The sequence below is a fragment of the Pseudomonas sp. F007 genome (genome assembly GCF_057814275.1).
The window spans coordinates 317,846-343,321 of sequence record NZ_JBVATA010000006.1 but is presented as its reverse complement, the minus strand read 5'-3'; the positions used below and the strand labels follow the sequence as shown (position 1 = coordinate 343,321).

The window sequence follows — 25,476 nt, the reverse complement described above, 5'->3', positions numbered from 1 at the left end:
TCCTGCGGGTGTGAACCCAATTGCAACATCGACACAGAGCCCGCTCCCACAGTGATCAGTGGTGTAGGTGGGTTAGGGAACAAAAAAGGGAGGCCATCACTGGCCTCCCTTTTTCATTGCGCTGTCCCGATTACAGACTGGCAATCCGCGCGTGTTGCTCGGCCAGCTTGCCCAGGGCCTGTTCGGCCTCGGCCAGTTTGGCGCGCTCTTTTTCGATGACTTCGGCTGGCGCCTTGTCGACGAAACCGGCGTTGGACAGCTTGCCGCCAACCCGTTGCACTTCACCTTGCAGGCGCTGGATTTCCTTGTCCAGGCGCGCCAGCTCGGCACCTTTGTCGATCAGTCCGGCCATCGGCACCAGCACTTCCATCTCGCCGACCAGGGCGGTGGCGGACAGCGGTGCTTCTTCGCCAGCGGCGAGGACGGTGATCGATTCGAGCTTGGCCAGCTTCTTCAGCAGCGCTTCGTTTTCGCTGAGGCGACGCTGGTCTTCGGCGCTGACGTTCTTCAGGAACAGCGGCAGCGGCTTGCCCGGGCCGATGTTCATTTCGCCACGGATGTTACGCGTGCCGAGCATCAGGCCCTTGAGCCATTCGATATCGTCTTCGGCGGCCTGGTCGATGCGGGCTTCGTTGGCCACTGGCCAAGGTTGCAGCATGATCGTTTTGCCTTCGACACCGGCCAGCGGCGCGATGCGCTGCCAGATTTCTTCGGTGATGAACGGCATGAACGGATGCGCCAGGCGCAGGGCGACTTCGAGCACACGAACCAGGGTGCGGCGGGTGCCGCGCTGACGTTCGACCGGGGCGTTTTCGTCCCACAGCACGGGCTTGGACAGTTCCAGGTACCAGTCGCAATACTGGTTCCAGATGAACTCGTACAAGGCTTGCGCCGCCAGGTCGAAACGGAACTGGTCGAGTTGACGGGTCACCTCGGCTTCGGTGCGTTGCAGCTGCGAGATGATCCAGCGATCCGCCAGCGACAACTCGTAGGCCTCGCCGTTCTGGCCGCAGTCTTCGCCCTTGTCGAGCACGTAGCGCGCGGCGTTCCAGATCTTGTTGCAGAAGTTGCGATAGCCTTCGACGCGGCCCATGTCGAACTTGATGTCACGACCGGTGGAGGCCAGCGAGCAGAAGGTGAAGCGCAGGGCGTCGGTGCCATAGCTGGCGATACCGTCGGCGAACTCGTCGCGGGTCTGCTTCTCGATCTTCTTCGCCAGCTTCGGCTGCATCAGGCCGGAGGTGCGTTTCTGCACCAGGGCTTCGAGCTCGATGCCGTCGATGATGTCCAGCGGGTCCAGGACGTTGCCCTTGGACTTGGACATTTTCTGGCCCTGGCCATCACGCACCAGACCGTGCACGTACACGGTCTTGAACGGTACCTGCGGCGTGCCGTCCTCGTTTTTCACCAGGTGCATGGTGAGCATGATCATCCGGGCAACCCAGAAGAAAATGATGTCGAAGCCAGTCACCAGCACATCGGTGGAGTGGAATTTCTTGAGGAATTCGGTCTGCTGCGGCCAGCCGAGGGTCGAGAAGGTCCACAGGCCCGAACTGAACCAGGTGTCGAGTACGTCGTTGTCCTGCTGCAGGGCAACGTCGGCGCCGAGGTTGTTCTTGGCCCGCACTTCGGCTTCGTCGCGACCGACATAGACCTTGCCCGACTCGTCGTACCAGGCCGGAATCCGGTGGCCCCACCACAACTGGCGGCTGATGCACCAATCCTGGATGTCGCGCATCCACGAGAAGTACATGTTTTCGTACTGTTTCGGCACGAACTGGATGCGACCGTCTTCCACGGCGGCAATCGCCGGCTCGGCCAGCGGCTTGGTGGAGACGTACCACTGGTCGGTCAGCCAAGGCTCGATAATGGTGCCGGAGCGATCGCCCTTCGGTACTTTCAGGCCGTGGTCGTCGACGCTGACCAGCAGGCCGGCCGCTTCAAAGTCGGCAACGATCTGCTTGCGCGCTTCGAAACGATCGAGGCCTACGTATTTGGCCGGGATCTTGCCGTCGATACTGTCGTTCAGCGTGCCGTCGAGGTTGAACACCTGGCAGGCCGGAAGCACTGCAGCGTTCTTGTCGAAGATGTTCAGCAGCGGCAGGTTGTGACGCTTGCCGACTTCGTAGTCGTTGAAATCGTGTGCCGGGGTGATTTTCACGCAGCCGGTGCCGAATTCAGGGTCGCAGTAATCGTCGGCGATGATCGGGATACGGCGGCCAACCAGCGGCAGTTCGACAAACTTGCCGATCAGGGCCTGGTAGCGCTCATCGTTCGGGTTAACCGCGACGGCGGAATCGCCGAGCATGGTTTCCGGACGGGTGGTCGCGACGATCAGGTAGTCGTTGCCTTCAGCGGTTTTCGCGCCATCGGCCAGCGGGTATTTCAGGTTCCACAGGAAACCTTTCTCGTCGTGGTTTTCCACTTCAAGGTCGGAAATCGCCGTGTGCAGCTTGGTGTCCCAGTTGACCAGGCGCTTGCCGCGGTAGATCAGGCCGTCTTCGTGCAGGCGCACGAACGCTTCCTTGACCGCTTCCGAGAGGCCGTCGTCCATGGTGAAGCGCTCGCGGCTCCAGTCCACGGACGAGCCGAGGCGACGGATCTGCCGACTGATGTTGCCGCCGGACTCTTCTTTCCATTCCCAGACTTTTTCGAGGAATTTTTCCCGGCCCAGGTCGTGGCGATTCTGGCCCTTGGCTTCGAGCTGACGCTCCACCAGCATCTGCGTGGCGATACCGGCGTGGTCGGTGCCCGGCTGCCACAGGGTGTCGCGACCCTGCATGCGGCGGAAACGGATCAGGGCGTCCATGATCGCGTTGTTGAAGCCATGACCCATGTGCAGGCTGCCGGTGACGTTCGGCGGCGGAATCATGATGGTGTAGGAATCGCCCGCGCCTTGCGGGGCGAAGTAGTTCTCGGACTCCCAGGTGTTGTACCAGGAAGTTTCAATGGCGTGCGGCTGGTAGGTCTTATCCATGCGCGGCGGGACCCTATTGGCATTTATTCAGGAAAAGCCGGCAAGTATAGCGGGGATGACGCCCGGGGCGTAGGCCGAGCTGATGGCAGGGGCGAGAAATCTCGCGGTTTTTTTGCTGTCACCGTCGCTGGGTGCTGCTCGCAAGGAGGGTGCGCCTCGAAGTCAGTCGCCGATGCCAACCGCTGAAGATGGGGGGGCAAGTGGTAAATGACTTTTCGTTTATATGTAAGGACTTTCCCTACACGTTTGCGGGTTTGAGCAAGCTAAGTGTGTGGGTAATATTCGACCGGCACTGGAGCGCCATTGTTATCTGCGCGTGATAGCTGCAAATCACACATTGGATTACACGTATTACATGGAGTGTTTATGGCTATTAAAAAGTTAGCGCTGTTGATCCCTTTCCTGTTCTCGAGCGCGGCCTGGGCGGGCGTCATCGAACACTGCCCGAAAGTCGCCGATATCAAAGAGGTGGGCACCGCCAGCTATACGGCGCCAACCGTCAGTGGCGAGGGCCAGTGGCACGGCACTTCGCAGGGCGCGGGCGGACCTGTCGCCGGCTTTGACGAGGCGATCTTCAAGGCTCATGGTGAACCAGCGAACGGTAAGGTGGTCGGCGAGTTGCTGCACTGTGGCTACAGCCTGCGCGAGGGTGGCAAGTTGGATATGCGTTTCAAGCAAGAAGGTACTGTTATCAAGATCAAGTCTGACGGCGCTTGGGAACAGTGGTACAGCCAATATTACTGTGAGGATAAAACCGATGGTGGTTGTGCCTTCAAAGAGTTGAAGCGTCCAACTAAAGGCTGACTCAGTAACATTCAAACAAGGAGCGAGTCATCTCGCTCCTTTTCGTGTTGGCAATCAATTCTCGTACTGACTCAACAAGCGTTCCATCCGCGCATCCAGCCGACGCTTGATTTCGGTCTCTATGTGCGGGGCGAAGTCGTCGATCACGTCTTGCATGATCAGTTGCGCGGCGGCGCGCAGTTCGCCGTCCAGGTGCAGCATCACATCCGCGGCCTGCTGCGCAGTGGTCGGCGCCGCCGGCGGCGGTGGAGGCGCTTGCACCACCGGCGCGAGGGGGGCGGGCTCTTCGACAGCAGCAGCAGCCGCCGACGCGTGGCTGCCCACCTGATCGAACAGCATCGGAATCTGGCCTTCTTCGCTGACGCTCTCGACGGTATCGGTCAGCAGGGGCGGTTGCAGGTTGTCATCGCCGAGCAGCTGGCGGATCGACTCAAGATCGTCCAGCAGGTGCGCGGGGTTTTTCAGCGGGTTTGGCGTGTCCATTGGGTACTCAGAGTCGCTGTAGCCGGTGATCTTGCAGAGGATAGCCCTGTTCGCGGTAGAAGCGGAAACTCTCCCGCGCGGCCTGACGAATTGCCGGATCTTCCACCACCACTTCGGCCACACGGGCGAAGCGCTGGGCAAAGACGGGGACCTTGAGGTCGAGGTTGACCAGCAGGTCCTGATGGGTTCCCGGATCGTCGCCCAGGCCCAGTACGATCAAGCCGTCCGGTTCACGTTCGGCGGCGCCGTGGGGGACGAAGCTTTCGCCCTTGAAGGCCCAGAGCCGTGCATCCAGGTCGTCGCGTTGCGCGGCATCGCTGCAGTGCAGGTAAATGCGATGGCCCATGCGCCAGGCTTTTTCCGTGAGCTTGCAGGCGAAATCCAGGCGTGCCGATGGATCGGCGCTGGGCAGGATATAAAAGTCGACTTTGGTCATTGCGGTTCCTGAGCCGCAGTTGGCGTCCCGCACAGGACGCCACCCGCGGTCATCGGTTTCAGGCCTTGGCGCGATCCAGCAGGTACTGGGTCAGCAGAGGCACTGGACGGCCAGTGGCGCCCTTGTCCTTGCCACCGCTGATCCAGGCAGTGCCGGCGATATCCAGGTGCGCCCAGTTCAGGTTCTTGGTGAAACGCGACAGGAAGCACGCGGCGGTGATGGTGCCTGCCTTCGGCCCGCCAATGTTGGCGATGTCGGCGAACGGGCTGTCGAGTTGCTCCTGGTACTCATCGAACAGCGGCAGTTGCCAGGCGCGATCGTCGGCAGCCTTGCCAGCGCTGAGCAGTTGCTCGATCAGTTCGTCGTTGTTGCCCAGCAGGCCCGAGGTATGGGAGCCGAGCGCAACGATGCAGGCGCCGGTCAGGGTTGCGATGTCGATCACCGCCTGTGGCTTGAAGCGTTCGGCGTAGGTCAGGGCGTCGCACAGCACCAGGCGGCCTTCGGCGTCGGTGTTGAGGATTTCCACGGTCTGGCCGCTCATGGTGGTGACGATGTCGCCCGGGCGCGTGGCGTTGCCGCTCGGCATGTTCTCGGCGCAGGCCAGGATGCACACCAGGTTGATCGGCAGTTTCAGTTCGAGCACGGCACGCAGGGTGCCGAACACGCTGGCGGCGCCGCCCATGTCGTACTTCATTTCATCCATACCGGCGCCAGGCTTGAGGCTGATGCCGCCGGTGTCGAAAGTGATGCCCTTGCCGACCAGTGCGTACGGCTTCTCGGATTTCTTGCCACCGTTGTATTGCATGACGATCAGGCGCGGCGGCTGGGCGCTGCCCTGGCCAACGGCATAGAACGAGCCCATGCCCAGTTCCTTGATCTTCTTCTCGTCGAGCACTTCGACTTTCAGGCCCTTGAACTCTTTGCCGAGGTTCTTCGCCTGCTCGCCGAGGAAGGTCGGGTGGCAGATGTTTGGTGGCAGGTTGCCGAGGTCGCGGGTGAACGACATGCCGTTGGCAATGGCCGTGGCATGGGTCACTGCGCGCTGCACTTCGGCCTGGGCGGCCTTGATGGTCAGCAGGGTGATTTTCTTCAGTGCGCGCGGTTCGGCTTTCTGGCTCTTGAACTGATCGAAGGTGTATTCGCCGTCCACCAGGGTTTCCGCCAGCAGGCGGGTCTTGCCATAGCTGTCGCGACCCTTGACCGCGACTTCGTCCAGCGCCAGCGTGGCATCGCTGCCACCCAGGCCCTTGAGCGTGTTGAGGACGCCAGCGACGATCTTGCGGAACGGACGGTCGCCCAGTTCAGCGTCCTTGCCCACGCCCACCAGCAGCACGCGCTCGGCCTTGATGTTGGGCAGGTTGTGCAGGAGCAGGCTTTGGCCGACTTTGCCGGCGAGGTCGCCGCGCTTGAGCAGGGCGCTGATGGCGCCGCCGGTGAGTTCGTCGATCTGCTGAGCGACGTTGCCGAGTTTGCGGCCTTCGCCGACGGCAACCACCAGGGTGGCGGTCTTCAACGTTTCTGGGCTGACGCTTTTTACAACCAGTTCCATGTCCGGGTCCCTGAATAAATGGTCAAAGTGCAACGGCATGCACGTTTGCTTCTATATTGAAAAGGCGCTGCTACGGCCAGCGACAAAGGCCGCAGTGTGAACCTCGCCGGAGGCGCCTGACAACCCTTGCGCAACGGATCTTCGAGGCTTTGCGCGCCGGCTTGAGCGTGCGCAGTGACAGGCGCGGTCAATCACAGGATAATGCCGCATCTTTTTCGGTGGCTCATCCCTGCGAGCCACCGTTTGCTTGTTTGGCCGCGTTAGCCTGACAACCCTGGAGTGTCTGGTTTGATTGTCTTCCGTTATCTGTCCCGTGAAGTCCTGGTGACCCTGAGTGCCGTCAGCGCCGTGCTGCTGGTCATCATCATGAGTGGGCGCTTCATCAAATACCTGGCCCAGGCCGCTGCCGGCCTGCTGGATCCGGGCTCGCTGTTCCTGATCATGGGCTTTCGCCTGCCGGGCTTCCTGCAACTGATCCTGCCGTTGGGGTTGTTCCTGGGGATTCTGCTGGCGTATGGCCGGCTGTACCTGGAAAGCGAAATGACCGTGTTGTCCGCGACCGGCATGAGCCAGCAGCGGCTGGTTGTTTACACATTGTTTCCAGCGACCCTGGTGGCCTTGCTGGTGGCTTGGCTGAGCCTGGGCCTGGCGCCGCAAGGGGCCAATCAGTTCCAGTTGCTGCTGAACAAACAGGATGCCCTGACCGAGTTCGATACCCTGGAACCGGGGCGCTTTCAGTCACTGCGCGATGGTACGCGGGTGACCTACACCGAAACACTGACGGACGACCGGATCAACCTCGCCGGCGTGTTCATTTCGCAGAAGAATCAAGGCTCGGAAACCAAGGATCGGGGGATCTCGGTGCTGGTGGCTGAAAAAGGCCGCCAGGAAATCAAGCCCGACGGCAACCGCTACCTGATCCTCGATAACGGCTACCGCTACGACGGCAGCCCGGGGCAGGCCGACTACCGGATCATCAAGTACGACACTTACGGCGTGCTGCTACCCAAGCCGGATGTCAGCGACGAAGTCACCGACCGCGACGCCATCAGCACCGCCACGCTGCTGGGCAGTGATGACGTACGCAACCGTGCCGAGTTGCAATGGCGCATGTCCCTGCCGCTGCTGGTGTTTATCGTGACCCTGATGGCGGTGCCGCTGTCTCGGGTCAATCCGCGCCAGGGTCGCTTCCTCAAGCTGTTGCCGGCGATCCTATTGTACATGGCCTACCTGACCATCCTCATTGCCGCTCGCGGCGCCCTGGAGAAAGGCAAGCTGCCAGCGTCGCTGGGCTTGTGGTGGGTCCACGGGATCTTCCTGGTCATCGGCCTCGGCCTGCTTTACTGGGAACCCTTGAAGTTGAAGCGGGCGAGTCGCCGTGCGTTGGAGGTGGCTCGTGGTTAAGCTCGATCGCTATATTGGCAGCAGTGTGTTCATGGCCATCCTGGCCGTGCTGGGCATCATCCTCGGGCTGGCGACACTCTTCGCCTTCATTGATGAAATGGGCGATGCCAGTGACACCTATACCGTGATGGATGTCCTGAGCTACGTGCTGCTGACTGCGCCGCGCCGGCTCTACGACATGTTGCCGATGGCGGCACTGATCGGCTGCCTGATCGGCCTCGGCAGCCTGGCCAGCAACAGTGAACTGACCATCATGCGCGCCGCAGGCGTGTCGATCGGCCGGATCGTCTGGGCGGTGATGAAGCCGATGCTGGTGCTGATGGTCGCCGGCGTGCTGATTGGCGAATATGTGGCGCCGGCCACCGAAACCATCGCCCAGGCCAATCGTTCGCTGGCCCAGGGCAGTGGCGATTCGCAAAGCGCCAAGCATGGTCTGTGGCATCGCCAGGGCGAGGAGTTCATCCACGTCAACTCGGTACAGCCCAACGGCCGCCTGTATGGTGTGACCCGTTATCGCTTCGATAACGAGCGACACCTGGTGTCGTCGAGTTTTGCCAAGCGCGCCGAGTTCGACACCGATCACTGGCAACTGAGCGACGTCACCACCACGCTGTTCCACGACAAGAGCACCGAAGTGGTGAGCACCCCGGTTGAGCGCTGGGATGTGGCGTTGAGCCCGCAATTGTTGAGCACCGTGGTGATGGCACCGGAGTCGCTGTCGATCAGCGGCCTGTGGGGCTATATCCACTACCTGGCTGACCAGGGTCTGAACAACGGGCGCTACTGGCTGGCATTTTGGGTCAAGGTGTTGCAACCACTGGTCACCGCTGCGCTGGTGTTGATGGCGATTTCCTTCATCTTCGGTCCGTTGCGCTCGGTCACCCTGGGGCAGCGGGTGTTCACCGGGGTGCTGGTGGGGTTCACCTTCCGTATCGTCTCGGATTTGCTTGGCCCGTCGAGTCTGGTGTTCGGTTTCTCGCCGCTGTTCGCGGTGCTGGTGCCGGCCGCCGTCTGCGCGCTGGCGGGTCTGTTCCTGATGCGTCGAGCCGGCTGACGAGCGGTCTATAGCATTGCGCCGAACACTCAAAAACGCCCCGTTCGCCAGAGCGGGGCGTTTTTGCAGGTGGGCTTGATGCTGCAAACGTGACGCTTGCCCAGTGATTCAGGTACAATTCCCGGCTATTTTTCGGCGGGCCATGCCTGCAGCCTTTTTGAGTGTTGATCCGTGAGTGATTTGAGTCATATCCGCAATTTCTCCATCATCGCCCACATTGACCATGGCAAGTCGACGCTGGCCGATCGTTTCATCCAGATGTGCGGTGGCCTGGCCGAGCGTGAAATGGAAGCCCAGGTACTGGATTCCATGGACCTGGAACGCGAGCGCGGGATCACCATCAAGGCGCACAGCGTTACCCTGTATTACAAAGCCAAAGATGGTATCAACTACCAACTGAACTTCATCGATACCCCGGGCCACGTTGACTTCACCTATGAGGTCAGCCGTTCGCTGGCGGCCTGTGAAGGCGCGCTGCTGGTGGTCGATGCCGGTCAGGGCGTCGAGGCGCAGTCGGTAGCCAACTGCTACACGGCGATCGAGCAGGGTCTGGAAGTGATGCCTGTCCTGAACAAGATCGACCTGCCGCAGGCCGATCCTGAGCGGGTGAAGGAAGAGATCGAGAAGATCATCGGCATCGATGCCACTGACGCCGTCACCTGCAGCGCCAAGACCGGCCTGGGTGTCGATGAGGTGCTCGAGCGCCTGGTGACTACCATTCCCGCGCCGACCGGCAATATTGAAGATCCGCTGCAAGCGTTGATCATCGACTCCTGGTTCGACAACTACCTGGGCGTTGTGTCCCTGGTGCGTGTGCGGCATGGTCGCGTCAAGAAGGGCGACAAGATCCTGGTCAAGTCCACCGGCAAGATCCACCTGGTGGACAGCGTTGGTGTGTTCAACCCGAAACACACCCCGACCGCTGACCTCAAGGCCGGTGAAGTGGGCTTCATCATCGCCAGCATCAAGGATATTCACGGCGCGCCAGTGGGCGACACCCTGACCTTGAGCTCGACCCCCGACGTCGACGTGCTGCCGGGCTTCAAACGTATTCAGCCGCAGGTCTACGCCGGCCTGTTCCCGGTCAGCTCCGACGACTTCGAAGATTTCCGCGAGGCGCTGCAAAAGCTCACCCTCAACGACTCCTCGCTGCAATACACCCCGGAAAGCTCCGACGCCCTGGGCTTCGGCTTCCGTTGCGGGTTCCTCGGCATGCTGCACATGGAGATCATCCAGGAGCGCCTGGAGCGCGAATACAACCTGGACCTGATCACCACCGCACCAACGGTAATCTTCGAGCTGCTGCTCAAGACCGGCGAGACCATCTACGTCGACAACCCGTCCAAGCTGCCAGACCTGTCGACCATCGAGGACATGCGCGAGCCGATCGTGCGCGCCAACATCCTTGTGCCGCAGGAACACCTGGGCAACGTCATTACCCTGTGCATCGAGAAACGCGGTGTGCAGGTCGACATGCTGTTCCTCGGCACCCAGGTCCAGGTGACCTACGACCTGCCGATGAACGAAGTGGTGCTGGACTTCTTCGATCGCCTGAAATCCACCAGCCGTGGCTATGCTTCGCTGGACTACCATTTCGATCGCTACCAATCAGCTAATCTGGTCAAGCTGGATGTGCTGATCAACGGCGACAAGGTCGACGCCCTGGCGCTGATCGTGCACCGCGACAACTCGCACTACAAAGGTCGCCAGTTGACCGAGAAGATGAAAGACCTGATTCCTCGGCAGATGTTCGACGTGGCCATCCAGGCCGCCATTGGCGGTCAGATCGTTGCGCGGACAACCGTCAAGGCTCTCAGAAAGAACGTATTGGCCAAATGCTACGGCGGTGACGTCAGCCGTAAGAAGAAACTGCTGGAGAAGCAAAAGGCCGGTAAAAAACGCATGAAGCAGGTCGGCAACGTGGAAATTCCACAGGAAGCCTTCCTTGCTGTGCTCAGGTTGGATAGTTAGGTCCTATGTCACTAAATTTCCCGCTGTTGCTGGTCATCGCTGTCTTCGTCTGCGGTCTGTTGGCGTTGCTCGACCTGGTGTTTCTGGCGCCACGTCGGCGTGCCGCCATTGCCTCGTATCAGGGCACTGTCAGCCAACCGGATCGGGTCGTGATCGAGAAACTGAACAAGGAACCGATGCTGGTTGAATACGGCAAATCGTTCTTTCCGGTGCTGTTCATCGTGCTGGTGCTGCGTTCGTTTCTGGTGGAGCCGTTCCAGATTCCGTCGGGCTCGATGAAACCGACCCTGGATGTCGGCGACTTCATCCTGGTGAACAAGTTCTCCTACGGCATTCGTTTGCCGGTGCTCGACAAGAAAGTCATCGAAGTCGGTGATCCGCAGCGCGGGGATGTGATGGTGTTCCGCTACCCGAGCGACCCGAACGTCAACTACATCAAGCGTGTGGTCGGCCTGCCGGGCGATCAGATTCGCTACACCGCCGACAAGAAGCTGTTCGTCAATGGCGAGTCGATTGCCGAGCAACTGGTCGGCTCCGAGCCGGGAACCCTGGGCAGCGCCGAGCTGTACAAGGAAAAACTCGGTGCGGCGGAGCACATGATCCGCAAGGAAATGACCCGCTATCGCGCCACTCCGGACCGCCAGTGGACCGTGCCTGCCGGGCATTACTTCATGATGGGCGACAACCGCGACAACTCGAACGACAGTCGCTACTGGGATGACCCGAACATTCCCAAGAACCTGCTGGGCATGGTTCCCGACCAGAACATCGTCGGCAAGGCCTTCGCGGTCTGGATGAGCTGGCCTGAACCAAAACTCAGCCACCTGCCGAATTTCTCGCGGGTTGGCCTGATCAAGTAATCCCACACGGCGCTGTTGAATACAGCGCCGAGTGTTTTTCTGGAACCCGCAGACGGTTGCTGAAAAGCATTGAAGCCACGATATTCAGGAAATAATTTTTGAACACAGCGTTATTTGTCCCAGGCCTTCGCAGCGATGCTGTGGGGGAAGTCGACCACGAACTCAGCGTGGGTAAACCGTGAGCGCCTCCTTAAGTCGTCTTGAGCGTCAGCTCGGCTACACCTTCAAGGACCAGGAACTGATGGTCCTGGCCCTCACTCACCGCAGCTTTGCCGGGCGCAACAACGAGCGCCTGGAATTCCTCGGTGACGCCATCCTCAACTTCGTCGCCGGTGAAGCCCTGTTCGATCGCTTCCCGCTGGCCCGCGAAGGCCAGTTGTCGCGATTGCGCGCGCGCCTGGTAAAAGGCGAGACACTGGCGGTACTGGCCCGTGGTTTTGACCTGGGCGAGCATTTGCGCCTGGGTTCCGGCGAGCTGAAGAGTGGTGGTTTCCGTCGCGAGTCGATTCTCGCCGACGCCCTCGAAGCGCTGATCGGTGCGATCTACCTCGATGCTGGCATGGACATGGCGCGTGAGCGGGTACTGGCCTGGCTGGCGTCCGAGTTCGACAGCCTGACGCTGGTCGACACCAACAAGGATCCGAAGACCCGCCTGCAGGAGTTCCTGCAGTCGCGTGCCTGTGAACTGCCGCGCTACGAAGTGGTGGATATCCAGGGTGAGCCGCATTGCCGGACGTTCTTCGTCGAATGTGAAATCACCTTACTGAACGAAAAAAGCCGTGGCCAGGGCGTCAGCCGTCGTATTGCCGAACAGGTAGCGGCCGCTGCAGCACTGATCGCCCTGGGCGTGGAGAATGGCCATGACTGATACAAACGTAACTCGCTGTGGCTATGTCGCCATCGTTGGCCGCCCGAATGTGGGCAAGTCGACCCTGCTGAACCACATCCTCGGCCAGAAGCTGGCGATCACTTCGCGCAAGCCGCAGACCACCCGCCACAACATGCTCGGGATCAAGACCGAAGGCGACGTGCAAGCCATCTACGTCGACACCCCCGGCATGCACAAGGGCGGCGAGAAGGCCCTGAACCGCTACATGAACAAGACTGCTTCGGCGGCGTTGAAAGACGTTGATGTGGTGATCTTCGTGGTTGACCGGACCAAGTGGACCGAAGAAGACCAGATGGTGCTCGAGCGCGTGCAGTACGTCACCGGCCCGCTGATCGTGGCGCTGAACAAGACCGACCGCATCGAAGACAAGGCCGAGCTGATGCCGCACCTGAGCTGGTTGCAGGAGCAGTTGCCGAACGCCCAGGTGATCCCGATCTCGGCCCAGCACGGTCACAACCTCGACGCGCTGGAGCGGGTGATCGCCGAGCACCTGCCGGAAAACGATCACTTCTTCCCGGAAGACCAGATCACCGATCGCAGCAGCCGTTTCCTCGCCGCCGAACTGGTGCGCGAGAAAATCATGCGCCAGATGGGCGCCGAGCTGCCGTACCAGATCACCGTGGAAATCGAAGAGTTCAAGCAGCAGGGCAAGACCCTGCACATCCACGCGCTGATCCTGGTCGAGCGTGACGGTCAGAAGAAGATCATCATTGGCGACAAGGGCGAGCGCATCAAGCGCATCGGCACCGAGGCGCGCAAGGACATGGAGCTGCTGTTCGACTCCAAGATCATGCTCAACCTGTGGGTCAAGGTGAAGGGCGGCTGGTCCGACGACGAACGCGCCTTGCGTTCGCTGGGTTACGGCGACTTGTAAGCTACACCGGACCCTTGTAGCAGCGGGCTTGCCCGCGAAGACGGAGTGACATTCAACATCTCTTTTGAATGCTGCATCCCCTTCGCGGGCAAGCCCGCTCCTACATTGGGCTGCATCGATCTCAAAAGCGGTACCCCTTCAGCGAGACACTCATGTCCTCGAATCCCGCTCCCAGCCAACCCGCCTACGTCCTCCACTCCCGCGCCTACCGCGAAAACAGTGCGCTGGTCGACTTCATCACCCCGCAGGGCCGCTTGCGGGCGGTGTTGCGTAGTGCGCGGGGCAAGGCCGGGACGCTGGCGCGGCCGTTCGTGCCGCTGGAAGTGGAGTTTCGCGGGCGGGGTGAGCTGAAAAATGTCGGGCGCATGGACGGGGCAGGTATCCCCACCTGGCTCAATGGCGAGGCGCTGTTCAGCGGCTTGTACCTCAATGAACTGCTGATTCGCCTGCTGCCCGCCGAAGATCCCCATCCTGCGGTATTCGATCACTATGCCGCGACCTTGCTGGCCCTGGCCGAAGGTCGCGCGCTGGAACCCTTGCTGCGCTCGTTCGAATGGCGCCTGCTGGATGACCTCGGCTATGGCTTCGCGCTGACCAGTGATATCCACCAGCAACCGATCGAGGCGGCGGGCATGTACCGCTTGCAGGTCGATGCCGGGCTGGAGCGGGTCTACCTGGTGCAGCCGGGTTTGTTCAGCGGTGCCGAACTGTTGGCCATGGCCGAAACTGATTGGGACGTGCCTGGCGCACTCTCCGCCGCCAAGCGCCTGATGCGCCAGGCGCTGGCGGTTCACCTCGGTGGCCGGCCGCTTGTCAGTCGCGAGCTGTTTCGCAAGCCCTGATCACCCCGTATGCTGTGCACCGAACTTTCTCTTCCTCTGGAGCGTTTTCCGTGACCACCAGCACCCGCATTCTTCTTGGCGTGAACATCGACCACGTTGCCACCCTGCGTCAGGCCCGGGGCACTCGCTACCCTGACCCGGTCAAGGCCGCGCTGGACGCAGAAGAGGCGGGCGCCGACGGCATCACCGTGCATCTGCGCGAAGACCGCCGGCACATTCAGGAGCGCGACGTGCTGCTGCTCAAGGACGTGCTGCAGACCCGGATGAATTTCGAGATGGGTGTCACCGAGGAAATGATGGCGTTCGCCGAGCACATTCGCCCGGCGCATATTTGCCTGGTGCCGGAAACCCGTCAGGAGCTGACCACCGAAGGCGGCCTGGATGTCGCAGGGCAGGAGGCGCGGATCAAGGCGGCAGTGGAGCGCCTGGCGAAGATCGGTTGCGAAGTGTCGCTGTTCATCGATGCCGAGGAGCGTCAGATCGAAGCCTCGAAGCGCGTCGGCGCCCCGGCGATCGAGCTGCACACCGGGCGCTACGCTGATGCCCAGACACCCAGCGAAGTCGCCGAAGAGCTGCAGCGCGTGGCCGATGGCGTGGCCTGCGGCCTGGCCCAGGGCCTGATCGTCAATGCCGGTCACGGCTTGCACTACCACAACGTCGAAGCGGTAGCGGCGATCAAGGGCATCAATGAGCTGAACATCGGCCACGCGCTGGTGGCCCATGCGCTGTTTGTCGGCTTCAAGTCGGCGGTGGCCGAGATGAAGGCGTTGATCGTGGCGGCTGCCGCCAAGGCCTGAAAACCAACACAAAAGCGCTGTAGGAGCGAGCTTGCTCGCGAAAAACTCGAGAGCGCCACGCTCATCCTGAATGACCGCGTTATCTTTAACGTTTTTCGCTGGCAAGCCAGCTCCTACGGGGGGCATGCGCTGGCCGTCACAGCGGCGCCGGCTCTTCCGGCGGCTTGGTCTTGTCGATCCCCGGCACATGCAGGTTGCCTTCGGCGACCTGATCGCCTTCCAGTTGCGGCTGCGTCACCCAGGTCAGGATGTCGTAGTAGCGGCGGATGTTGGCCACGAAATGCACCGGCTCGCCGCCACGGGCGTAGCCATAACGGGTCTTGCTGTACCACTGTTTCTGCGACAGGCGCGGCAGGATCTTCTTCACATCCAGCCATTTGTCTGGATTCAGCCCTTCCTTGGCGGCCAGTTTGCGCGCGTCATCCAGGTGGCCGCTGCCGACGTTGTAGGCCGCCAGCGCAAACCAGGTGCGATCAGGCTCCTTGATCGAGTCGTCAAGCTGATCCTTCATGTAGGCCAGGTACTTGGCGCCGCCCATGATGCTCTGTCGCGCATCCAGGCGATTCGACACGCCCATCGCCTGCGCGGTGTTCTGGGGCAGCATCATCAGGCCGCGCACGCCGGTCTTGGAGGTGACGGCCGGCTGCCACAGGGATTCCTGATAGCCAATTGCGGCCAGCAGCCGCCAATCGACTTTCTCTTTCTTGGCGTAGGTCTTGAAGTGCTGTTCGTACTTGGGCAGGCGCTGCTGCAGGTGCTGGGCAAAGGTGTAGGCGCCGACATAGCCGAGGACGTCGACGTGCCCGTAATAGCGGTCCTTGAGGCGTTGCAGGGTGCCGTTTTTCTCGACCTTGTCGAGGAACTCGTTGATCTCGTTGAGCAGGCTGTTGTCATCGCCGGCGGCCACGGCCCAGCTCTGGTTGCTGGCATCGCCGAGGTCGAAGGCAACCCGGACGTTGGGGAAGTACACCTGGTTCATCGCGACTTCGTTGGAGTCGACCAGAGTCAGGTCGATCTGGCCTTCGTCTACCATGCGCAGCAGGTCGACCACTTCCACAGCGTCAGACTCTTCGTATTCGATCCGAGGATTCTTCGCTTTCAATTCGGCCAGTTGTTCGGCATGGGTGCTGCCCTTGAGCACCATGATCTTCTTGCCCGCCAGGTCTGCCGCAGTGGTGGGGCGCGACTGGCCGTTGCGGTAGATGATCTGCGGGGTGACTTCCAGATAGGAGTGGGAGAATCGCACCTGCGCCTTGCGTTGCTCGCTGCTGACCAGGCCGGCAGCAGCGATCACTGGACCGTTGGGCTTGCCCACCTGTTCAAAGAGGTCGTCGAGGTTGTCCGCGGTCTCGATCTTCAGCTCCACCCCCAGATCGTCGGCAAAGCGTTTCACCAGCTCGTATTCGAAGCCGGTTTCGCCGTTGCGGTCCTGGAAGTAGGTGGCCGGGCTGTTACGCGTGATCACGCGCAGCACGCCATCCTCCTTTACGCGCTCCAGGGTGTTGGGTTTATCAACACAGCCGCTGAGCATCAGGAAGAGTCCGGTTGCGATGAGCCATTTGGCGAATCGCGGACGCAAAGCCATTGGGGAAAACATCTGCGCAGTATACGCAAAGGACCACGGCCGCCATATCTCGACAGCAAGGGGCTTGTCTGCTAGTGCGCGAAAAACCGGCGCAAAGCCAGTAAAAACGGCTGTCTGCCAGTGATTTTCAGTACCAAATCATTCCCGGGCGGCCACCTTAATGAGCATTGGTTATAGGCCTGCCGCCACTGGCCGACGTTCGGGCAATACCGGGCGTAGCGTTTCGGGTGCTGTCGCGGGCGGTTTAGGCTAGAATGCACGGCCTCAAAGCACACCCCCTTCCCGAGGCTGTCCCGAAGATGTTGATCCTGCGCGGCGCTCCTGCCCTTTCTGCCTTTCGCCACAGCAAACTCCTTGAGCAACTGAGCCAGAAGGTTCCAGCTGTCAGTGGCCTGTATGCTGAATTCGCTCACTTCGCCGAAGTCACCGGCGTCCTGACCGGCGACGAACAGCAGGTGCTTGCGCGCCTTCTGAAGTACGGCCCAAGCGTTCCGGTACAAGAGCCAAGTGGCCGACTGTTCCTGGTGTTGCCACGGTTTGGCACCATTTCGCCCTGGTCGAGCAAGGCCAGCGACATTGCCCGTAACTGCGGCCTGGCGAAGATCCAGCGCCTGGAGCGCGGCATCGCCTTCTACGTGGCCGGTCAGTTCAGCGACACCGAAGCCCAGCTCATTGCCGATGTCCTGCACGACCGCATGACCCAGATCGTGCTGGGCAACCTCGAGCAGGCTGCCGGCCTGTTCAGACACGCCGAACCCAAGCCGCTGACCGCGATCGACGTGCTGGGTGGCGGTCGCGCCGCGCTGGAAAAAGCCAACGTCGAGCTGGGCCTGGCCCTGGCCGAAGACGAGATCGACTACCTGGTCAACGCCTTCGTCGGCCTGAAGCGCAACCCGCACGACATCGAACTGATGATGTTCGCCCAGGCCAACTCCGAGCACTGCCGTCACAAGATCTTCAACGCCAGTTGGGATATCGACGGCCAGAGCCAGGATAAAAGCCTGTTCGGCATGATCAAGAACACCTACCAGATGCACAGCGAAGGCGTGCTGTCCGCTTACAAGGACAACGCTTCGGTGATCGTCGGTTCGGTGGCCGGGCGTTTCTTCCCGGACCCTGAGACCCGCCAGTACGGCGCGGTGCAGGAACCGGTGCACATCCTGATGAAGGTCGAGACCCACAACCACCCGACCGCGATTGCCCCGTTCCCGGGCGCATCCACCGGTTCCGGCGGCGAGATCCGCGACGAAGGCGCGACCGGCCGTGGCGCCAAGCCAAAGGCTGGCCTGACCGGTTTCACCGTGTCCAACCTGCAGATCCCGGGCTTTGAACAGCCATGGGAAGTGCCATACGGCAAGCCCGAGCGCATCGTCAACGCGCTGGACATCATGATCGAAGGCCCGCTTGGCGGCGCCGCGTTCAACAACGAATTCGGCCGTCCGGCCCTGACCGGCTACTTCCGTACCTTCGAACAGTCCATCAGCACCCCGCACGGTGATGAAGTTCGTGGTTACCACAAGCCGATCATGCTCGCGGGCGGCATGGGCAACATCCGTGAAGAACACGTCAAGAAAGGCGAAATTCTGGTTGGCTCCAAGCTGATCGTGCTCGGCGGTCCGGCGATGCTGATCGGCCTGGGTGGCGGTGCCGCTTCCTCGATGGCCACCGGCACCAGTTCTGCAGATCTGGACTTTGCTTCGGTTCAGCGTGAAAACCCGGAAATGGAGCGTCGCTGCCAGGAAGTCATCGACCGTTGCTGGCAACTGGGTGACAAGAACCCGATCAGCTTCATCCACGACGTGGGTGCCGGTGGCCTGTCCAACGCCTTCCCGGAACTGGTCAACGACGGCGACCGCGGTGGCCGTTTCGAACTGCGCAACATTCCCAACGACGAGCCGGGCATGGCCCCGCACGAAATCTGGTCCAACGAATCCCAGGAGCGTTACGTCCTGGCAGTCGGCCCGGCTGATTTCGAGCGCTTCAAGGCGATCTGCGAGCGTGAGCGTTGCCCGTTCGCCGTGGTCGGCGAAGCCACTGCCGAACCACAGCTGACCGTTACCGACAGCCACTTCGGCAACAGCCCGGTGGACATGCCGCTGGAAGTGCTGCTGGGCAAGGCGCCGCGCATGCACCGTTCGGTCAAGCGTGAAGCCGAGCAGGGCGACGATTTCGATCCGTCGACCCTGGACATCGCCGACTGCGTCGAGCGCGTCCTGCATCACCCGGCCGTGGCCAGCAAGAGCTTCCTGATCACCATCGGCGACCGCACCATCACCGGCCTCGTGGCCCGTGACCAGATGGTCGGCCCATGGCAGGTGCCGGTGGCTGACGTGGCCGTGACCGCCACCAGCTTCGACGTCTACACCGGTGAAGCCATGGCCATGGGCGAGCGTACGCCGCTGGCCCTGCTGGACGCCCCGGCGTCGGGCCGCATGGCCATCGGCGAAACCCTGACCAACATCGCCGCCTCGCGCATCGCCAAGCTCTCCGACATCAAGTTGTCGGCGAACTGGATGTCGGCAGCCGGTCACCCGGGTGAAGACGCACGTCTGTACGACACCGTGAAAGCGGTCGGCATGGAACTGTGCCCTGAGCTGGGCATCACCATTCCGGTGGGCAAGGACTCGATGTCCATGGCCACGCGCTGGAACGACGAAGGCGTCGACAAGACCGTGACTTCGCCGATGTCGTTGATCGTCACCGGCTTCGCGCCAGTGACCGACATCCGTCAGACCCTGACCCCGCAACTGCGCATGGACAAGGGCACCACGGACCTGATCCTGATTGATCTGGGTCGTGGCCAGAACCGCATGGGCGCCTCGATCCTCGCCCAGGTTCACGGCAAGCTCGGTTCCCAGGCTCCGGACGTCGACGACGCCGAAGACCTGAAAGCCTTCTTCGCGGTGATCCAGGGCCTCAACGCCGACGGTCACCTGCTGGCGTACCACGACCGTTCCGACGGTGGCTTGCTGACCAGCGCCGTGGAAATGGCCTTCGCCGGTCACTGCGGCCTGAACCTGAACCTCGACAGCCTGGCGGAAACCTCGGCCGAGATCGCTGCGATCCTGTTCAACGAAGAGTTGGGTGCGGTGATCCAGGTTCGCCAGGACGCCACCCCGGACGTCCTCGCGCAGTTCAGCGCTGCCGGCCTGGGCGACTGCGTGTCGGTGATCGGCCAGCCGATCAATAACGGCGAAGTCAGCATCACCTTCAACGGCGAAACCGTGTTTGAAGGCCAGCGCCGTCTGCTGCAACGCCAATGGGCGGAAACCAGCTACCAGATCCAGCGTCTGCGTGATAACGCCGACTGTGCCGATCAAGAGTTCGACGTGGTGTTGGAAGAGGACAACCCGGGCCTGAGCGTCAAGCTCAGTTTCGACGTCAACCAGGACATCGCCGCGCCTTACATCAAGAAAGGCATCCGCCCACAGGTTGCCGTGCTGCGCGAGCAGGGCGTCAACGGTCAGGTGGAAATGGCTGCAGCCTTCGATCGCGCTGGTTTCAGCGCGATCGACGTGCACATGAGCGACATTCTGGCCGGCCGCGTCGACCTGAACGAGTTCAAGGGCCTGGTGGCTTGCGGCGGCTTCTCCTACGGCGACGTGTTGGGTGCCGGTGAAGGCTGGGCTAAATCCGCGCTGTTCAACAGCCGTGCCCGCGATGCGTTCCAGGGTTTCTTCGAGCGCAACGACAGCTTCACCCTCGGCGTGTGCAACGGTTGCCAGATGATGTCCAACCTGCATGAGCTGATCCCGGGCAGCGAGTTCTGGCCGCACTTCGTGCGCAACCGTTCCGAGCAGTTCGAAGCCCGTGTGGCCATGGTCCAGGTGCAGGAGTCGAACTCGATCTTCCTGCAGGGCATGGCCGGTTCGCGCATGCCGATCGCCATCGCCCACGGTGAAGGTCATGCCGAGTTCGAAAGCGAAGAGGCACTGCTTGAAGCCGACTTGTCCGGTTGCGTGGCGCTGCGTTTTGTCGACAACCACGGCAAGGTCACCGAACGTTACCCGGCCAACCCGAACGGCTCGCCGCGCGGGATCACCGGCCTCACCAGCCGCGACGGTCGCGTGACCATCATGATGCCGCACCCGGAGCGTGTATTCCGCGCCGTGCAGAACTCGTGGCGCTCGGACGACTGGAACGAAGACGCTCCGTGGATGCGCATGTTCCGTAACGCTCGCGTGTGGGTGAACTAAGGGCTGTGTACAAGCTCAGCTTTTTTGTTCCCGACAGCCACGTCGAGGTGGTCAAAAGTGCCGTATTCGCCGCCGGTGGCGGACGAATCGGTGCCTATGACCACTGCGCCTGGCAAGTGCTCGGCCAGGGCCAGTTTCGCCCATTGGACGGCAGCCAGCCGTTCATTGGCGAAGCGGGGCAGGTGGAGCGGGTCGAGGAATGGAAGGTCGAGTTGGTCGTAGCCGACGAGTTGATTCGCCCGGTGGTGATGGCGCTGAAACAGAGCCATCCCTATGAGACACCGGCGTATGAGGTAGGGCGGTTGGAAGATTTCTGACCGCTGAAATGAAAAACCCGCTGAGAGTGATTTCAGCGGGTTTTTTGTTGCCCGGGGTTTTGTATCGGGGCTGACTGCCTCTTCGCTGGCAAGCCAGCTCCTACGGGGTTTGAAATCTCTGTAGGAGCTGGCTTGCCAGCGAAGAGGGCCTCCGGGAGCCAAATAATCTAAACCCTGGCACCCACCTCCCGCCGCTCAACCAATCCCATTAGCGCCGCACTCAATCCCGCAGCCTTTTCCCCCACCAGCAAATGCCACACATTGCCCTCCAGCGCACTCACGCCCTGACAACCCAACTCCTTCAATTGACTCTGCGAAAGCGCCTGGCCATCGGCCAATTGCAGGCGAATCCGGGTCAAGGCCACGCACTGAAGGTGCAGCACATTGTTGCGACCACCCAGGGCACTGAGCCATTTTCGGGCTTCGCTGCTCGGTACTGCCGGCACTGCTTCTTCTTCGGCCATCGCCGCAACCGGCATTGCCCCGGTCATCGGCAGCGCCCGGCGGATTTCGTCGGCGATGCTGTCGGCCAAAGGCCCCACCACCACCTGCAAGCTGCCGCCCTTGCCCGGACGAACCACGGCCATCGCTCCCAAGGCTTTGAGCTTGGCATCGTTGGCCCGATTGCGGTCGAGCAGTTCCAGGCGCAGGCGGGTGGTGCAGGCGCCGATGGTGATCAGGTTGGCGGCACCGCCCAGGGCCTGGATGTAGGCACCGGCCCGCTGGTTGTCGCTCAGCGCGGTTTTTTCCGTGACCAGACTGTCTTCCCGGCCCGGGGTTTTCAGGTTGAAGCGGCGGATGCAGAAGCTGAACACGCTGTAGTAAATCAACCCGTAGACCAGGCCGACCGGCAGCACCCTCCAGCCATTGGTGGACTTGCCCCAGCCGAGGATCATGTCGATAAACCCACCGGAGAAGGTGAAACCCAGGTGGATGTTCAGCGCATTGGTGATCGCCATCGACAAACCGGTGAGCAGCGCGTGCAGCAGATAAAGAAGAGGGGCGAGGAACATGAAGGCGAATTCGATCGGTTCGGTGACGCCGGTGAGGAACGAGGTCAACGCCATCGACAGGAAGATCCCGCCCATCACCTTGCGCCGTTCCGGCAGGGCGTTGCGGTACATCGCCAGGCAGGCGGCCGGCAGGCCGAACAGCATCACCGGGAACATGCCGGTGGTGAACTGGCCGCCCTTGGGGTCACCGGCAAAGTAACGGGCGATGTCGCCGGTGACCAGGGCGCCGGTGGCCGGGTCGGTGAAGTTGCCGAAGACGAACCACGCCATGTTGTTGAGGATGTGGTGCAGGCCGGTGACGATCAGCAGGCGGTTCAGCACGCCGAAGATGAAGGCGCCGTAGCTGCCGCTCTCCAGCATCAGCGCGCCGAAACTGTTGATGCCCTGCTGGATCGGCGGCCAGATCAGGCCGAAGACCACGCCCAGGCCGACGGCGGCGAAGCCGGTAACGATCGGCACGAAGCGTCTGCCGCCGAAGAAGGCCAGGTATTCCGGGAGCTTGATGTCCTTGAAGCGGTTGTACAGCGCGCCGGCCATCAGCCCGGCGACGATGCCGGCGAGCATGCCCATGTTGATGCTCGGGTCGAGCACCTTGAGGGTCGAGATCATCACCAGGTAGCCAATCACCCCGGCCAGGCCGGCCGTGCCGTTATTGTCCCTGGCGAAACCGACTGCGATGCCGATGGCGAAGATCATCGCCAGGTTGGCGAAAATCACCTGGCCGGCGTCGTGAATGATCGCGATGTCCAGCAGGTCGGTGTCGCCCAGGCGCAGCAGCAGGCCGGCAATCGGCAGGATCGCGATGGGCAGCATCAGGGCCCGGCCGAGGCGTTGCAAGCCTTCGATAAAGAGTTGGTACATGGCGTGTCTCCGTGGATTCTTGTTATTCAGGCCAGCGGCCAATGTTGCCGGCAGGCGTCACGCACGGCGGCGGCGCTGGGCAGCTTGAGCAGCTCGGTGCTCAGGCGCTGGCAATCGGCCGCGTCGAGTTGGCGCACGCGCGCCTTGATTTCACCGATTTGCGGCGGGCTCACCGACAGCTCGCGAACCCCCAGGCCGAGCAGCACCGGCGTCGCCAGCGGATCGGAGGCCAGCGCCCCGCAGACCCCGACCCAGCGCTGATGACGGGCGGCGCCGGCACAGGTCTGGGCGATCAGGCGCAACAGCGCCGGGTGCAGGGCGTCGACGCGGGCGGCGAGGCCGGCGTGGTCGCGGTCCATGGCCAGGGTGTACTGGGACAGGTCGTTGGTGCCGATGGACAAAAAGTCCGCCTGCTCGGCCAGTTGTTCGGCCAGCAGGGCGGCGGCCGGAACTTCGATCATCACCCCCAGCTCTGGACGCTGGGTGATCTGCAGTTCGCCGCACAGCGCGTCGAGGCGCTGGCGAATCTGCAGCAACTCATCCACCTCGCTGACCATCGGCAGCAGAATCCGGCAGCGTTGCAGCGGCGTGACCTGCAACAGGGCGCGCAATTGCCGGTCGAGCAGTTCCGGGCGCACCTGAGCCAGACGAATCCCGCGCAGGCCCAGCACCGGATTGGCCTCGGCCGGCAGCGGCAGGTAGTCGAGTTGTTTGTCGCCACCGACGTCGATGGTGCGAATGATCACCGATTTGTCGCCCATGGCATCCATCACCGCTTGATAGGCCAGGCGTTGCTCCTGTTCATCCGGGGCGGTCTGGCGATCGACGAAGAGAAACTCGGTGCGCAGCAGGCCGACCCCGTCGGCGCCGCCCTTGAAGGCGTCGGCGGCTTCGTGGCTGGAGGCGACATTGGCGGCCACTTCCAGGTGAATGCCATCGCGGCTCACCGCCGGCTCGTGGGCTTGGGCCTGCTGACGGGCACGGCGTTGCTGGTGTTCGTCCCGGGCTTGGGCGACTTGCGCCAGGCGTTGGGCATCGGGCGTCAATTCCAGGCGGCCAGCGTCAGCGTCCAGCACGACCACCTGGCCCTGGGGTTGCTCGAGCAGGCTGGCGCCAAGTGCGACCAGGCACGGCAGGCCCTTGCCGCGAGCGAGGATCGCCACGTGGGATGTCGCGCCGCCTTCGGCCATGCACAGGCCGGCGACGCCCTGTTCGCACAGTTGCAGCAAGTCGGACGGGGTCAGTTCGTGGGCGGCGACTATCGAGCCTGCCGGGATTTCGTACTGCCATTGCTCGCCAAGCAGGGCGCGTAGCACGCGCTGGCGGAGGTCGCGCAAGTCGTTTGCGCGTTCGGCCAGCAGCTGGTTACCGAGTTGCAGCAAGACCTGGCACTGGGCCTCGATCGACTCGCTCCAGGCATGCGTCGCGGCGCTGCCTTGCTCGATGGCCTGATGCGCAGCGTCGAGCAGGGCCGGGTCGTCGAGCAGGGCGAGGTGGGCGGCGAAGATTTGTTCTTCTTCCACCTGTCGGTGTTTCTGCGCTGCGATCAGGGTCTCGCCGATCTCGTGGCGCACCTGATCCAGGGCGACCGCAAGGGCCTGATGCTGTTGCGCAGGGGAGTGATTGCCGGGATCGTCGGGCAGGTGGATCGCAGTCAGCTGGAATAGCGCACCGCCGACCAGTCCGGGCGCGGCGCAGACTCCTTGCAGCACACCTGCTTCAGCGGCGCGCGGGGGGTGAGCAAGCGCGATGGGCGCGACGCTTTGATGGGTGTCGTGCACCGCCGTCGACAGCGCCGTGAGCAAGGCTTGCAGCGCCGCGTCGGCGTCCGCGCCCCGGCAGATGACCTGGACTTCGTCCTGCTCGCCGATGCCCAGGCCCATCAGGCCGATCAGGCTGTCACAGGACGCCGATTGCCCGGCGAAGTGCAGCTGCGAACGGCTGCTGAACTGCTGGGCAGTCTGGCGGATCAAGGCCGCCGGACGCGCATGCAGGCCGCCGCGATGGTTGACTCGCACGTGCCCCTGAGCGGTCAGCGTCACCTCGTCGGTTTCCCGCGGCGCAGCATGGCCAGCCTTGGGCACGATGTGCAGCAAGGGTTCGCCGACCTTGACCGACTTGAGAGTAATTGGCCGCACCTGGAAGTCGTCGCTGTTGGTCAGGATCAACAGGCTGACCAGGCTCTTGCAGCCCTGGGCGACCCGGTCCAGGTCAAAGCGCAGCAATGCGTCGCCCTGGCTGACCCGCGCGCCTTCCTCGACCAACAGGGTGAACCCCGCGCCTTGCAGGTTGACCGTGTCCAGGCCCAGGTGCAGCAGCAACTCGGCGCCGTTGTCGGCGCGCAGCGTCACCGCGTGACGGGTGCGCGCCAATTGCACCACGACGCCGCTGCAGGGCGCGTGCAGCGTGTTGTTCAGCGGGTCGATGGCGATCCCGTCACCCATGGCGCCGCTGGCGAACACCGGGTCGGGGACCTTGGCGAGTGTCAGCACCGGGCCGCTGAGTGGGGCGCTGAGGGTCAGCTCATTATTGTTGTTGGGCATGGCGCGCTACTCGACTCGGGC

The 25,476-nt window shown here is 62.2% G+C and carries 18 protein-coding genes; 11 read left to right on the top strand and 7 right to left on the bottom strand.

Features of this window, described 5'->3' with window-relative positions:
* Nucleotides 1–130: 130 nt before the first annotated feature.
* Nucleotides 131–2,977 carry a valine--tRNA ligase gene (locus ACZYR5_RS16985; protein WP_489090250.1) on the bottom strand — a complete coding sequence of 949 codons (2,847 nt, stop codon included), beginning with the start codon at nt 2,975–2,977 and terminating at the stop codon, nt 131–133.
* Nucleotides 2,978–3,343: 366 nt separating this feature from the next.
* Between ACZYR5_RS16985 and ACZYR5_RS16980 the strand changes: the two genes are divergently transcribed.
* Nucleotides 3,344–3,781, top strand: coding sequence for a DUF3757 domain-containing protein (locus ACZYR5_RS16980; protein WP_489090249.1), 438 nt, complete (start codon nt 3,344–3,346; stop codon nt 3,779–3,781).
* A 54-nt stretch (nt 3,782–3,835) separates the two neighbouring features.
* Here the strand turns inward: ACZYR5_RS16980 and ACZYR5_RS16975 are convergent, their stop codons facing one another.
* The 3 genes from ACZYR5_RS16975 to ACZYR5_RS16965 are packed head-to-tail and all read right to left on the bottom strand — an operon-like array spanning nt 3,836 to nt 6,249.
* On the bottom strand, nt 3,836–4,264 hold the full coding sequence (locus ACZYR5_RS16975) for a DNA polymerase III subunit chi (protein ID WP_489090248.1): 429 nt from the start codon (nt 4,262–4,264) through the stop codon (nt 3,836–3,838).
* A gap of 7 nt (nt 4,265–4,271) precedes the next feature.
* Nucleotides 4,272–4,700 (bottom strand): DNA polymerase III subunit chi, encoded by a 429-nt coding sequence (locus ACZYR5_RS16970; protein WP_489090247.1) that lies wholly within the window; start codon nt 4,698–4,700, stop codon nt 4,272–4,274.
* Between the two features lie 58 nt (nt 4,701–4,758).
* Complete coding sequence (locus tag ACZYR5_RS16965; RefSeq protein WP_489090246.1) at nt 4,759–6,249, bottom strand: leucyl aminopeptidase; 1,491 nt, start codon at nt 6,247–6,249, stop codon at nt 4,759–4,761.
* A 288-nt stretch (nt 6,250–6,537) separates the two neighbouring features.
* On the opposite strand from ACZYR5_RS16965, the gene lptF reads away from it, so the two are divergent.
* The 8 genes from lptF to pdxJ all read left to right on the top strand — a co-directional run bounded on the left by lptF (nt 6,538) and on the right by pdxJ (nt 14,940).
* Nucleotides 6,538–7,653, top strand: a complete 1,116-nt coding sequence (gene lptF / locus ACZYR5_RS16960) for an LPS export ABC transporter permease LptF (protein ID WP_489090245.1) — start codon at nt 6,538–6,540, stop codon at nt 7,651–7,653.
* Nucleotides 7,646–8,707, top strand: coding sequence for an LPS export ABC transporter permease LptG (lptG, locus tag ACZYR5_RS16955; protein WP_489090244.1), 1,062 nt, complete (start codon nt 7,646–7,648; stop codon nt 8,705–8,707). Before lptF ends, lptG begins: the two co-directional genes overlap by 8 nt.
* 171 nt (nt 8,708–8,878) lie before the next feature.
* Nucleotides 8,879–10,678: a translation elongation factor 4 gene (lepA, locus tag ACZYR5_RS16950; RefSeq protein WP_027618654.1), complete on the top strand. Its 1,800-nt coding sequence runs from the start codon at nt 8,879–8,881 to the stop codon at nt 10,676–10,678.
* A 5-nt stretch (nt 10,679–10,683) separates the two neighbouring features.
* Nucleotides 10,684–11,538: a signal peptidase I gene (lepB, locus tag ACZYR5_RS16945; protein WP_489090243.1), complete on the top strand. Its 855-nt coding sequence runs from the start codon at nt 10,684–10,686 to the stop codon at nt 11,536–11,538.
* A 178-nt stretch (nt 11,539–11,716) separates the two neighbouring features.
* Nucleotides 11,717–12,406: a ribonuclease III gene (rnc, locus tag ACZYR5_RS16940; protein WP_489090242.1), complete on the top strand. Its 690-nt coding sequence runs from the start codon at nt 11,717–11,719 to the stop codon at nt 12,404–12,406.
* Nucleotides 12,399–13,301, top strand: a complete 903-nt coding sequence (gene era, locus ACZYR5_RS16935; RefSeq protein WP_027618657.1) for a GTPase Era — start codon at nt 12,399–12,401, stop codon at nt 13,299–13,301. The genes rnc and era overlap by 8 nt, the downstream gene beginning before the upstream one ends.
* Nucleotides 13,302–13,453: 152 nt before the next feature.
* A complete protein-coding gene (gene recO, locus ACZYR5_RS16930) occupies nt 13,454–14,143 on the top strand; it encodes a DNA repair protein RecO (protein WP_489090241.1) in 690 nt (229 codons plus the stop codon).
* 50 nt (nt 14,144–14,193) lie between these two features.
* Nucleotides 14,194–14,940: a pyridoxine 5'-phosphate synthase gene (gene pdxJ, locus ACZYR5_RS16925; protein WP_489090240.1), complete on the top strand. Its 747-nt coding sequence runs from the start codon at nt 14,194–14,196 to the stop codon at nt 14,938–14,940.
* A gap of 136 nt (nt 14,941–15,076) precedes the next feature.
* Here pdxJ and mltF read toward each other — a convergent pair whose 3' ends face one another.
* A complete protein-coding gene (mltF, locus tag ACZYR5_RS16920; protein WP_489107622.1) occupies nt 15,077–16,537 on the bottom strand; it encodes a membrane-bound lytic murein transglycosylase MltF in 1,461 nt (486 codons plus the stop codon).
* Nucleotides 16,538–16,824: 287 nt separating this feature from the next.
* Here mltF and purL point away from each other — a divergent pair, with 287 nt between their 5' ends.
* Nucleotides 16,825–20,721 (top strand): phosphoribosylformylglycinamidine synthase, encoded by a 3,897-nt coding sequence (gene purL / locus ACZYR5_RS16915; protein WP_489090238.1) that lies wholly within the window; start codon nt 16,825–16,827, stop codon nt 20,719–20,721.
* Between the two features lie 5 nt (nt 20,722–20,726).
* Complete coding sequence (locus tag ACZYR5_RS16910; RefSeq protein ID WP_489090237.1) at nt 20,727–21,038, top strand: NGG1p interacting factor NIF3; 312 nt, start codon at nt 20,727–20,729, stop codon at nt 21,036–21,038.
* Between the two features lie 167 nt (nt 21,039–21,205).
* Here ACZYR5_RS16910 and nagE read toward each other — a convergent pair whose 3' ends face one another.
* Together nagE and ptsP are read right to left on the bottom strand one after the other, a co-directional pair.
* On the bottom strand, nt 21,206–22,912 hold the full coding sequence (gene nagE / locus ACZYR5_RS16905) for an N-acetylglucosamine-specific PTS transporter subunit IIBC (RefSeq protein ID WP_489090236.1): 1,707 nt from the start codon (nt 22,910–22,912) through the stop codon (nt 21,206–21,208).
* Between the two features lie 26 nt (nt 22,913–22,938).
* Nucleotides 22,939–25,455, bottom strand: a complete 2,517-nt coding sequence (ptsP, locus tag ACZYR5_RS16900) for a phosphoenolpyruvate--protein phosphotransferase (RefSeq protein ID WP_489090235.1) — start codon at nt 25,453–25,455, stop codon at nt 22,939–22,941.
* Between the last annotated feature and the right edge of the window lie 21 nt (nt 25,456–25,476).